14 protein-coding genes and 1 riboswitch are annotated in these 11320 nt (G+C 68.1%); of the genes, 6 read left to right on the forward strand and 8 right to left on the reverse strand.

From position 1 onward, the window contains the following. Positions 1 to 107 precede the first annotated feature (107 nt). From GWI72_RS12100 to GWI72_RS12115, 4 genes are all read left to right on the forward strand, one after another. A complete protein-coding gene (locus GWI72_RS12100) occupies positions 108 to 1130 on the forward strand; it encodes an efflux RND transporter periplasmic adaptor subunit (RefSeq protein WP_161708775.1) in 1023 nt (340 codons plus the stop codon). Then, positions 1127 to 2368: an ABC transporter permease gene (locus tag GWI72_RS12105; protein ID WP_161708776.1), complete on the forward strand. Its 1242-nt coding sequence runs from the start codon at positions 1127 to 1129 to the stop codon at positions 2366 to 2368. Before GWI72_RS12100 ends, GWI72_RS12105 begins: the two co-directional genes overlap by 4 nt. Next, positions 2368 to 3072: an ABC transporter ATP-binding protein gene (locus GWI72_RS12110; protein ID WP_161708777.1), complete on the forward strand. Its 705-nt coding sequence runs from the start codon at positions 2368 to 2370 to the stop codon at positions 3070 to 3072. Before GWI72_RS12105 ends, GWI72_RS12110 begins: the two co-directional genes overlap by 1 nt. A 280-nt stretch (positions 3073 to 3352) precedes the next feature. After that, positions 3353 to 3464: riboswitch (SAM-I-IV-variant riboswitch) on the forward strand. Positions 3465 to 3511: 47 nt separating this feature from the next. Continuing rightward, on the forward strand, positions 3512 to 3820 hold the full coding sequence (locus GWI72_RS12115; protein WP_161676466.1) for a hypothetical protein: 309 nt from the start codon (positions 3512 to 3514) through the stop codon (positions 3818 to 3820). 167 nt (positions 3821 to 3987) lie between these two features. Here the strand turns inward: GWI72_RS12115 and GWI72_RS12120 are convergent, their stop codons facing one another. The 4 genes from GWI72_RS12120 to GWI72_RS12130 form a co-directional block, all read right to left on the reverse strand. Then, a complete protein-coding gene (locus tag GWI72_RS12120; RefSeq protein WP_161676992.1) occupies positions 3988 to 4383 on the reverse strand; it encodes an acyl-CoA thioesterase in 396 nt (131 codons plus the stop codon). Between the two features lie 134 nt (positions 4384 to 4517). Beyond that, positions 4518 to 4652, reverse strand: a complete 135-nt coding sequence (locus GWI72_RS20325) for a hypothetical protein (protein ID WP_280116343.1) — start codon at positions 4650 to 4652, stop codon at positions 4518 to 4520. Next, positions 4645 to 4863, reverse strand: a complete 219-nt coding sequence (locus GWI72_RS12125; RefSeq protein WP_161708778.1) for a hypothetical protein — start codon at positions 4861 to 4863, stop codon at positions 4645 to 4647. The genes GWI72_RS20325 and GWI72_RS12125 overlap by 8 nt, the downstream gene beginning before the upstream one ends. Continuing rightward, positions 4856 to 5350 (reverse strand): group III truncated hemoglobin, encoded by a 495-nt coding sequence (locus tag GWI72_RS12130; RefSeq protein ID WP_161708779.1) that lies wholly within the window; start codon positions 5348 to 5350, stop codon positions 4856 to 4858. The genes GWI72_RS12125 and GWI72_RS12130 overlap by 8 nt, the downstream gene beginning before the upstream one ends. Before the next feature lie 92 nt (positions 5351 to 5442). On the opposite strand from GWI72_RS12130, the gene GWI72_RS12135 reads away from it, so the two are divergent. Beyond that, entirely contained in the window at positions 5443 to 5886 is a 444-nt protein-coding gene (locus GWI72_RS12135; RefSeq protein ID WP_161676469.1) for an RrF2 family transcriptional regulator, read from the forward strand. 90 nt (positions 5887 to 5976) lie between these two features. Here GWI72_RS12135 and GWI72_RS12140 read toward each other — a convergent pair whose 3' ends face one another. The 4 genes from GWI72_RS12140 to GWI72_RS12155 all read right to left on the reverse strand — a co-directional run bounded on the left by GWI72_RS12140 (position 5977) and on the right by GWI72_RS12155 (position 10497). Continuing rightward, on the reverse strand, positions 5977 to 6666 hold the full coding sequence (locus GWI72_RS12140) for a cyclic nucleotide-binding domain-containing protein (protein ID WP_161676470.1): 690 nt from the start codon (positions 6664 to 6666) through the stop codon (positions 5977 to 5979). A gap of 263 nt (positions 6667 to 6929) precedes the next feature. Continuing rightward, positions 6930 to 7727: a ChbG/HpnK family deacetylase gene (locus tag GWI72_RS12145; protein WP_161676471.1), complete on the reverse strand. Its 798-nt coding sequence runs from the start codon at positions 7725 to 7727 to the stop codon at positions 6930 to 6932. A 111-nt stretch (positions 7728 to 7838) separates the two neighbouring features. Beyond that, a complete protein-coding gene (locus GWI72_RS12150) occupies positions 7839 to 9383 on the reverse strand; it encodes a glycosyltransferase family 39 protein (protein WP_161708780.1) in 1545 nt (514 codons plus the stop codon). A 4-nt stretch (positions 9384 to 9387) separates the two neighbouring features. Beyond that, entirely contained in the window at positions 9388 to 10497 is a 1110-nt protein-coding gene (locus tag GWI72_RS12155) for a glycosyltransferase (protein ID WP_161709171.1), read from the reverse strand. 344 nt (positions 10498 to 10841) lie between these two features. Between GWI72_RS12155 and GWI72_RS12160 the strand changes: the two genes are divergently transcribed. Beyond that, positions 10842 to 11306, forward strand: a complete 465-nt coding sequence (locus GWI72_RS12160; protein WP_161676473.1) for a group III truncated hemoglobin — start codon at positions 10842 to 10844, stop codon at positions 11304 to 11306. Positions 11307 to 11320: the final 14 nt, after the last annotated feature.

An 11320-nucleotide genomic window follows, 5' to 3' on the forward strand; every position in this document is an offset into this window, starting at 1 on the left:
CGGCACCCGGCGCGTGAGCGGACGGCGCTGGCCCTTGACCTGCCGCAAGGCGGTCGCCGGGCGCTTTGCCCATTGTCAGGGCCGGTCATTCGCGCGAGGCTCGCTGCATGCGCATTGTCAAACCTGCCCTGGTGCTTCTCGCCGTCGCCGCCGCCGTTGCGGCCTTTCTTTTCTGGACCAACCGCCCGCCGGAGGTCGCCGTCGTCTCCCCCTCGCGCGGGACGGCGGCCGATGTCGTCTATGCAACGGCCAGTGTCGAGCCGGTCATCTGGGCGAAGGTGACCTCGCTGCTGCGGGAACGCCTGGTCGAACTGTGCGACTGCGAAGGGCGCAGCATCCGCGCGGGCGACGTGCTGGCGGAACTGGACGCCGGCGATGCCCGGGCCACGCTGAAGGAACTGGAGGCCCGCCAGAGCCTGTCGCTCAGCGAACAGGAACGCGCGCTGGAACTGATGCAGCGGCGGGTAATCAGCCAGCAGGTCTATGACAAGGCGCTCAGCGAATATTCCCAGATCAGCGCCCTTCTGGCGGCGCAGCGGGAACGGCTGAACGACTACACGATCCGCGCGCCCATTTCCGGCCTCGTCCTGCGGCAGGACGGCTCCGTCGGCGAAGTCGTGGCGCCGGGCGAAATCCTGTTCTGGATCGGCCAGCCGTCACCGCTGCGCCTCGTGGCCGACGTCAACGAGGAGGACATCCCCCAGGTGGCCCCGGGACAGAAGGCGCTGATCCGGGCCGATGCCTTTCCCGGCCAGGCGCTGACGGCAACGGTTGACCGCATCACGCCGATGGGCGACCCGGTGCTGAAGAACTACCGGGTCTATCTCGCCCTGCCCGAGGACACGCCGTTGCGGGTGGGCATGACGGTGGAGCTCAACATCGTCACCCGGGAGGTTCCCGACGCGCTGCTGGTCCCCACCGCGGCGCTTGACGGAACCGAGGTGCTGACGGTCGCGGACGACGGCACGCTGGCGCGCCAGCCGGTCGGCATCGGCATCAGGGGTGTGGAGGCCAGCCAGGTGCTGTCCGGTCTCGACCCGGACGCCCGGCTCGTCTCCCCGTTCCGCGATGACCTGAAACCTGGACAGAGGATCGCGCCGGTTGCCGATACGGATGGCGCAAAGCCATGATGCTGCTTCTGGAAATCGCCCTTACCCATGTCCGGGCGCGCTTGCGCCAGACCCTTGTCTCGACGCTGGGCGTGGCCCTGGGTGTCGGCTTTTCCGTCGCCATGGCGAGCCTGATGGAGGGATCGCAGCGGGACTTCGTCACGGCCCTGATCGACGCCATCGCCCATGTCGAGGTCACCGACGACCGGCGCAACCCGGCCCCGCAGCCCGCCGCCACGGCCTATGCGGCGGTCGCCTTCCACGGGCTGCGACCGGTGGAGGACACCCGGGGCATCCGCAATCCGACAGAGGCTATAACTGCCCTGCGCAACTGGGTTGACGGCGACCTGGCGCCGCGACTGACGGGACAGGCGGTGCTGCGCTATGCCGGACAGGATCTCGGCCTGTCCCTGCGGGGCGTCGACCCGGCCGCCGAGGTGCGGGTGTCGAAGATTGCCGAGGACATGCGCCAGGGCAGCTTCCACGATCTGGCGGCGACAGCCAACGGGCTGATCCTCGGCGACACGGCGGCCACGCGGCTGGGTGCAGGGGTCGGCGACACCGTGACGCTGACCTCCGCCTCCGGTCTTGCGAAGCGGTTCAGGATCGTCGGCCTGTTCCACACCGGCGTCACCGGCAGCGACGAAGGTCTCGCCTATGCGCCGCTGAAGGCCGTGCAGATCCTGATGGAACGGCAGAACGTGATCAACGGGATCGCCATCCACCTGCGCGACATCAACGAGGCGGATGCGGTTGCCGCCCGTGCCGAGCGTCTGCTGGGCTACAAGGCTGTGTCCTGGCAGCAGGCCAACGAGGGCCTGATGGAGGCCTTCGCCGTGCGCAACGTGATCATGTACACGGTCGTCGGCGCGATCCTGCTGGTGGCCGGTTTCGGCATCTTCAACATCATCTCGACCATCGTGCACGAGAAGGCGCGCGACATCGCGATCCTGAAATCGCTCGGCTTTGCCGAACGGGACATGCAGGCCGTCTTCGTCTTCGAGGGGGTTCTCATCGGCAGTCTCGGCGCCGCCGGGGGCTGCCTGCTGGGCTTTGCCCTGTCGAGCTACATGGCCTCGATCACGTTTTCCTTTGCCAGCAACGCGGTCGAGGTGACACATCTGCCCATCTACATGAGCCCGCTGCACTATGTGATCGCCTCGGCCCTGGCCCTGGCCTCCTCGGCCATTGCCGGCTACCTGCCGGCACGCCGGGCGGCGGCGCTGAACCCCGTCGACATCATCCGGGGGGCAAGCTGATGGCCCCGGCCCTGCTCGAGACACATGCGCTGACACGGATCCTGCCGGCCACCGTGCCCGTGACCCTGGTGGAGAACATCACGATCCGCATCGGTCAGGGCGAATTCGTGGCCATCACCGGCCCTTCGGGCTCGGGCAAGTCGTCGCTGCTCTACCTGCTCGGCCTTCTGGACCGGCCGACATCGGGCGATGTGACGGTGCTGGGCGACAGCACGCGGGATCTGGACAGCGACAGTCTCGCCCGGCTGCGCCTCAAGGATCTCGGCTTCGTGTTCCAGTTCCACTTCCTCTTGCCGGAATTCACCTCGCTCGAGAACGTGATGATCCCGATGCGCAAGCTGGGCCTCCTGTCGCGGGCGGCGGCGCGCGAGCGGGCATATCATCTGCTGGCCAGCCTTGGCCTGGCCGATTTCGCCCACCGGCGGCCGGACCAGCTGTCGGGCGGGCAGCGCCAGCGGGTGGCGGTGGCCCGCGCGCTGGCCAACGGGCCGCGGCTGATCCTTGCCGACGAGCCGACCGGCAGCCTCGATTCCCATGCCACCGAGCAGGTGTTCCTGGCGCTGGAGCGCATCGTGAAGGAAGACGGCACCACGGTCGTTGCCGTAACCCATGACATGCAGCTGGCCGCGCGGATGCACCGGCGGCTGCATCTGGTCGACGGCCGGATCGACCAGGACCAGATGCAGCCGCAGCCCGGCGCGTGATCGGCCATCCGGAGGTTGAGGAGGCCCGGCCTTCGCCGGCGCCGAGATCCCGTCGCCGCACCTCTGGTCAAGGTCAAGCATCCAGCTGGCGAGGAGGCCGGCAGCGGCCCGGACCTGCGCAGGGTCATCGCGCCGTGCGTCCCGCTTGTCTGCAGTTCATCCCGGGACTGCCGTCTGACCTTGCGTTAACGGCTTGTTGACGACACCGAGAGAGCTTCTAGAGAGATCCACGATCCGGAGCCGCGGTGATTGACCCTGCACCTGCTTCATGGCATAAGGCCGCCATCATCAAGAGAAGGGCTGGCGCCCTCGCCAACCTGCCTGACCGGGCAAGGTGGTCTCCGCAGAGGGATGTGGCCGAAGCTGTGCTTCCGGCAACCAAGCGGTTGAATGCTGACATGCGCCAGTCCTCCTCGGGCAACCGACGGAGGATTTTTTAATGTCGAAGGAGAATGTAGCCGTGACTGCCGTCCCCCAGATTGTCGTATCCGGGGTGTTGTCCCTGGATCTGGGCGTTTCCCATGCCCATGCCCAGCTGACCGCCTCGGAATTCTATGTCCTGCAGCGGATGCGCCAGTTCAAACTGCGCACTGCCATCACAAGACCGCTTGCGCCGCTGTCCGCCGACGAGCGTGAGGCGCGGGTCGAAGACCAGCTTGCCCTCTGGGAGTCCGGTTGCAGCAAGGCCATTGATGAAGGCCTTTATGCCGACCTCGAGAGGCGCGCCAAACAGATCCTGCGCGGCTGATCGCAGCGGATCCTGCCTCCCCTTTCACCGTTCTGCCTCCGGACGCGGGCCCTCGCCTGTGACCGATCCCTTGCGGGTCCGCGTCGAAACGGCATCCGTCGGGCCGGCACGGCCCGTCATGGCCTGGCCGCGACCGTGTTCGATCGGTCGGGGTCGGCCGTCGGCCCTCAGCCCGCGACGGGCGGCACGGCGACCGGACGTCCGTCGTCATCGACAGCCACGAAGGTGAAGGTGGCCTCCGTCACCTTTTCGCGGTGGCCAAAGCGGTGACGCAGGGCCCAGGCCTCGAGATGGATCTCCATCGAGGTGCGGCCGATGCGGCCGACGCGCGAATAGACGCAGAGAACGTCGCCGACATGCACCGGGCGAATGAACTTCATCTTGTCCACGGCGATGGTCACCACACGTCCGCCGGCGCGCTGCCCGGCTGCGATCCCGCCGGCAAGGTCCATCTGCGACAGCACCCAGCCGCCGAAGATGTCGCCAGCGGCATTCGTGTCCGCCGGCATGGCCATGGTGCGAAGGGTCAGGTCGCCGGTCGGGGCATCTTCTGCAATCGGCATCGTCTCTGCGTTCAAGGCTGGTCTCCGGGCAAATCACCTGTGCCGAGCCTACTTGAATTCGTCCGGGAAGAAATGCGCAGATTGCAGGCGGGCGCCTGCCTGTGACGACGGCAGGGCCTTCGGTCGGGCGCCACTCAGTAGAACAGTTGCAACAGCAGCATCAGCCACAGCGGCATGGGCGCGGCGACCCAGATGAGGACGAAGGGCAGCACGCGGATGCTGCGCCGGGCGATGAAGTCCCGGGTGGCGGGTTCGGGAAACTCAGACAAGATCAAACTCCACGAGTGCGAGAACGAGCAAGGCGAGGCCGCCGGCGGCAAAGGCCAGTCTGGCGTTCAGGATCAGGCTGCGGCCGATCCCGTCGAGGCGTGGCAGCTCCATGCCGCGCGAGTCCAGATACATGGACAGGAGCATGCCCGAGAACACGAGGAACCAGCCGAGCGTCAGGAGTTCGGCGGCAAGGACAACGGCTTCAAGCATGGGAGGCTCCTGCGTCGGGGCATGACCGGCCATCGCCCGGTCGGACGTCGGTCGGCTCGAGGAACGTGAAGGCCTGCAGCGTCGTGGCGATCCGTTCGGCCCGCTCGATCACGGCGCCGGCCGCTTCCGGCCCGAACACCTCCCGGGCCACGGGGCGAAACACCGCCAGCCATTCCGGGTAGTCGTCCGGGCGAATGTCTGCGAGCGCCAGATGAACGGGCACCGGCCGGCCCTTGAAGGTACCGGTCTGCAGCAGGATCGATTCCCAGAACTGCGTCATCCGGGCGAGATGGCTGTCCCACTGGCCGGCAAGCCGGCGCTCGAAGATCGGACCGAGCCGCGGATGGCGGCGGATCTCGGCATAGAAGCGGTCCACGAGACGGGCGATCTGCTCGGGAGCGAGGCCCGGCTGGTCGGCCAGACCACGGCGCGGCAGGGCGCCGTCGTCAGGGTGGCCCGCAGGGGCGTTGTCGGAAAGCTTGTGCATGCGCTTGCCTCAAACATTCATTTAAGATGCATGTTTCATATCGCACGCCGCTCGACTAAAATCAACATCTGAAATGAATGTTTGAGGACGTCATGCGCCTGAGCCAAGCCAGCGATTTTGCCCTGCGGATCCTCGTCCATCTGGGCCAGACCCGAACGCCGCAGACCGTCGAAGGCCTCAGTGTGACCCTTGGCCTGTCCAAGTCGCATGTGATGAAGATTGTCGCGCATCTCGGACGGGCGGGCATTCTGGCCACGAGCCGGGGGCGCGGCGGCGGCCTCACCCTGCGCAAGGACCCGGCAGAAATCCGGCTGGGCGCGGTTGTCCGTGAAATGGAACCGGATCTCGGCGTGGTTGCCTGTCTTCAGGACGGGCCGGCGGACTGCGTGTTCCTGCCCCGCTGCGCGCTGAAATCGGCCATGGCCCGCGCAACCAACGCCTTCATCGACAGTCTGGACAGCAACACGCTGGCCGATGTGCTGCCGGGAACGCAGCCGGCGCGACCCGCGGCAGCGCCCCTGCCTCCGGCCCGGTAGCAGCACCTGCGCCCGGCGAGATTGCCCGGGTCCCCCGGACCAGCCTGCGGCCGCGTCAGGACCTGAGGCGCGCCGGAGAGGTCACCTGCGTCAGAGCGTTGCAGCCTTCTGCAGGATCTCGGGCCGTTCCAGACAGTAATAGCCGGAAATGCGGGTGATGGTGCCGAGGCGCTTCCAGTCGTTGAGCACGCGACTGACGTTCTCGCGCGCCGCGCCTGCCATGTTGGCGATCTCGGACTGGCTCAGCTTGTAGTGGATCAGGATGCGGCCATTGTCGAGCGGCTTGCCGAAGGTTTCCGACAGCTGCAGCAGCGTCTGGGCGACACGGCCCGGAAGCGGCAGGAAGGAGCGCGCCGCCAGCACGTCGTTGGAATGCCGCAGGCGCTTGCCGACGATGGCAAGCATGTGCCGGTACAGCTGCGGGTTCTCGTCGGCAAAGCGCTCGAAGGCAAGCTTGTCGATGAAGGCGAGCCGGGCTGCCTTCAGCGCCGTCACCGTGGCGGAGCGTGGACGCCCGTCCAGCAGCGCCAGTTCGCCGACCACGTCCCCGGGTCCGAGCACGGCGAGCAGCTGCTCGTCGCCCTCGACCGACAGGATGGAGACCTTGAGCGAGCCTTCCAGGATGGCGTAGCAGCCGTTGCCGGGATCCCCGGCCTCGAACAGGATGGCACCCGCATTGACCTTCATCGGCCGCGCAAGCTTCGTCAGCCCCTCGGCAAGGTCGCAAGGCAGACCCTGCAGCGAAAAACTGTTCTCAAAAAAGCCAGCGAGATCCGCCACGGCCGTCGCCCCCACAGCACGCCTGTTTCCGGTCAGCGGCCCGGATTGCCTGCCCGCAATCCTGTGACCCGTATCACGTGCACTGTCTCAAACTCTGCCTATATGTACAAGCAGGGAAGCGGACGGCAGCCGTGTTCCTCATGTGCATCCGGGTCCGGCGGGGCCGCGCGATGTGTCAGCGCAAGCTGAACCGGCGGCAGATCCCAAACCTGTCGCCTTCCGAAGAGCAGCCCCATCCCCGCGGGGCTGCTTTTTCGTTTGTCTCAGTAGAGGAAAACATCCTTCTCGGCCAGCGTGTTGAAGAACGTCTGGCTGGCCAGAACGCGACGCTGGACCTCCCGGATCCGGATGTCGCTGCGCGGCTCGAGCCGCCGCAACCGGTCATCGGCCTCGCCTGGCCGGCAGACCACCACGGCGCGATCGGGCAGGCCGTCGAAATGCAGCCGCAAGGCGGCCTGAAGCGCCGCCTCCTCCTCCAGATCCGGCAGGCGCGGGCCGCACGGCAGGGTTGTCAGCCCCGCGCGGGCCGCAAACCGGGCGAAGCGGCGGGCTTCCCAGCCGTCGGCATGCGGATAGATCAGCAGCGGCTGCGGCGTGACGCCCTGTGCCTTCAACGCCGCAATCACAAGCCGCGCCAGCGGACGATGGCGCATCAGGCCGTTGCGCAGCGACACGAATTCCGGCGGGCCGGCCCAGAAGCTGGTGAACCGGGCAATCTGCGCTTCCAGTTCGGCCTGGATGACCTCGTCGGGCAGCAGTCCGGTCAGCGCGCGGCGGGCATACCAGGCCGGAGACCGGAAGCGCGCGCCGAAGGTGGTCTGCCAGCGCTCGCTCTGCGGCGGCAGGTTGGGATCACTCAGCACGAGATTGAGGCCGATCAGGGCATGGCCGCCAACGGCCTCGGCGACCTCCTGCAGCGGCCGGTACTCCCGGCTCCACAGGTCGGAGGCGGCAAGGCAGGCGACGGCGCTGAGGCGTCCCGCCGACAGGAGATCCCGGATCGCCCGGTCGACGCCAAAGGCAAGCCCGTAGTCGACCGCCGCCAGGGTGATCCGCTTCATCTCTGCCCCCTCCCGCATGCCCCTGCGAGATCCCTGCCTTCTGACTAAGGCTTCATGGGCAAAAAGGCAATGATATCGGAGGTTTCCGGCGCGTGATGCGGCTTTGCCGGATCAGGGGGCGTTGCCCGACAGCCAGGCGGACGGGTCGATCGGTTCGAGCGGGTCGCCGCGCGGACCGACAAGGCGGTAGACGACGAGATCCTCCAGCGGCCGGCCCTCGACCGTGCGGGTCAGGGTGGCCAGACGCGTCACCTCCTCGAAGCGGCCTGTCAACCAGGCCTGCTCGTCCCGCCGCGCCTCGGCCACATAGAGCCCGGTGGCGGCCAGACGCTGCGGATCCGGGGCGGGCATCATGCGGTAGCGGATGCGCTCGTTGAGCTGCACGACCGGCAGGCCGGCGTGACGGAGCCCGTAGGCGAGCTGGCCGGTCATGCCATAGGCGGTCGTCGCCACATAGGCGGCTCCCTCCTGTGCCGCGATCTGCTCCACCTCGCCGGTGATCTCCGGCCAGCCGCGCAGCTGGAAGGTCGGATCCTTGCGGGCGAACCGGCCGGTGAAGGCATCGACCGCATGCAGCTGGACCAGCACGCCGAGGATGAGGCCCAGCAGCACCGCGCCCGCCGCGACCCTGCGCCAGATCTGCCCGGACGCGGCCGCAACGAACACGGCGGCCAGAACGCAGGCGACCGGGAACAGGGGGGCCGGCCAGTTTCCCTGCACGCGCGACTGCAGCGCGTGGATGCAGAGATAGGCCAGGAACGGCAGCGAGGTGAGCAGCAGCAGCCCGGCCGCGGCCTCTCCCTGGCGCAGCCGACGCGCCAGCAGCACCGCGCCGCCGACCGCCGGCACGGCGATCAGCGGGTTCATGAGCCCGACGAAGGCGCCGATGAACTCGAAGATGTAGCGGCCCGTCAGCCCCTCGCCGCGCCCGGCACGGCCGAACTGCTTGTAGAACGAGGCCCAGTCATTGGCATGGTTCCACACGAGGACAGGCGCAAAGAGGGCCAGCGCCAGCAGACCGCCGGCCCAGAGCTGCCAGCTCAGGAACCAGCGTCGCGCCGAGGGAACGGCAACGAGCCAGAGCACGATCCCGGCCCCGAGGAACAGCACCGAGTATTTCGACAGGAGCCCGAGGCCGGCAAAGACACCGACGGCCAGCCACCAGCCGGCACGCCCGGAGGTCACAAGCTCCGCAAGGGCCCAGAGCGTCAGCCCCCAGAACAGGACCGACGGCGCATCCGGCGTGATCAGGATGCCGCCGATGCCGACCAGAAGCGTGGCGTTGAGGAAGACAACGGCATAGCCGGCGACCACCCGGCCGAACAGGAGGTCGGCCATGCGCCACAGCGCCAGCGATCCGACGGCCGCCGACAGGATGCCCATCAGCCTGAGGCCGAGCGCCGTGTCACCGGCCAGCGCCTGGCCAAGCCAGATCCACCAGGCCACCATCGGCGGGTGGTCGTAGTAGCCGATTGCCGGAAACAGCCCCCAGAGGCGATAATAGGCCTCGTCCTCGACCAGGCCGGCATTGGCTCCGGTCCAGAGGCGGAACACGGTCAGCAGCGTGACGAGGATCATGAGCGACCGCGGGCTTGCCCAGCCGGGCAGCCGGGCGGGCTGCGCAGCGGTCAGCGGGGAGAGACCGGTGGCCGCCATCGTCTCACGCCTTGCGCCAGGTCAGCACGGAGGAGGCGGCGTAGTTCCACACCGCGCCCATGGCGGCGCCAGCGGTTCCGGCCAGCCACCAGACGGGCTCGTTCTCGTAGATGAGGTTGGCAACGCCCACATTTGCCAGCACGCCAACGCTGCAGACCGCGTAGAAGGTCAGGAGGCCGCGCAGCATGGCAAACCCGGTCAGACGCCGGTCGCGGTAGGTCAGCCGGTTGTTGAGCAGGAAGTTCGTCGTCATGGCGACGAAAGTGGCGAAGGTCTGGGCCACGTTGAACTCCAGCCCGAGGCCGAGCATGCCCCCCCGCAGGGCGACCAGATGCACCAGCACGCCGCTGGCCCCGACGAGCGAGAACATGAGAAAGCGGACCGACACGAGGTCGCCGAAGAACTTGGACACAAGCAAACCCAGATAGTCGAGCGTCACGAGCGTATCGAGCTTGCTCTCGCCCTCCTGACGCTCACGGAAGACGAAGGGAAACTCGACGATGCGCAGCCGGCCCTCGCCGCTGGCCACGATGTCGAGCAGGATCTTGAAGCCCTGCGAGGACAGGCGCGGCGCAAGCTCGTCGATCACCTGCCGGCGCAGCATGAAGAAGCCGCTCATCGGGTCGGTCAGCGAGACCTTGAGCAGTTTCTGGGCAAGGGCATTGGCCAGGTTGGAGCCGGCGGCGCGGGTGCGCGACAGGCCTTCGCCGATGGCGCCGCCCTCCGCCTTGCGGCTGGCGACCGCCAGGTCGGCGTCGCCGCCGCGCAGGGCGGCCAGCATGCGCGGCAGCAGCGTCTCGTCATGCTGCAGGTCGGCGTCCATGACGGCGACAAACGGGGCCGAGGACGACAGCATCCCCTCGATGCAGGCCCCCGCCAGTCCCCGGCGGCCAACGCGGCGGATCACCCGCACCCGCGGGTCGGTGGCCGCGATGGCGCGCGCGGCGGCGGCCGTCCCGTCGGGCGAATTGTCGTCGACGAACACGACTTCCCAGTCAACCCCGGCCAGGGCCCGGCGCAACGCCTCGACGATCAGCGGCACATTGGCGCGTTCGTTGTAGGTCGGCAGCACGACGGTCAGCTCGGCAGACCGCCCGGTCGCCTCCACGGGCATGCCGGCCGGAGCAAGAGCCGGGTCACCGATCGGGCCGGCGGTCGCGCTGCGGTCCGGACCCGTGACCGGATCCGGCGCCAGGCCGGCCTGATGCGAGGCATTCACTTCCATGGAGACGGTCCGTTGTCGCAGGTCCAGACGCCCCGGATGCGGGGCGCCGCTTGCCAATTGCGCGCGGAACATAGCCAATAGCCGCTGTTTTGCAAGCTTGGCCGCCAGCCCTGCCCCGGCTTGCGGTCGATCGGCAGGGCAGGCGTCGCGGTGTCGCGGCTCCGGTTTCAGGCTGGCCTGCCGCTCCGTCCCCCGCTAGGGTGCCTGCGCGCCGCAGCAAGGAAAGGCCCCGCATGGATCCGCTCGACAGTCGCCCTGCCGTGTCCCGCGTGCCGCTGCATGCGGCCATCAGCCGGGACCAGATCGCGACGCTGGTCGACACCTTCTATCACCGGATCCGGGCCGACGCCCGGCTTGGCCCGATCTTCGACGCGCGCATGGCCGGCCAGTGGGAGGCGCATCTCGACAAGATGAAGCTGTTCTGGGCGTCCGTGCTCCTGAAGAGCGGCGAGTACAAGGGGCGTCCGGTGCCGGCGCACCTGCAGATCCGGCGCGAGGTCGAGACCGACGACTTCCGGCAATGGCTCGCCCTGTTCCGGACCACGGCGCACGAGGTGTTTCCCGATCCGCAGGCCGCTGCCGTCGTCATCCGGCAGGCGGAGAAGATCGCAACCAGCCTGTGGCTGGCCATGCTCGGCACACCGTTCGACCGGCCGCCCGGCTTCCTGTTCGGCGATCCGCAGCCGGCCGCGCCCTGACACGCCGCAGAGCG

Source organism: Pannonibacter sp. XCT-53 (assembly GCF_009915765.1).
Lineage (GTDB): Bacteria > Pseudomonadota > Alphaproteobacteria > Rhizobiales > Stappiaceae > Pannonibacter > Pannonibacter tanglangensis.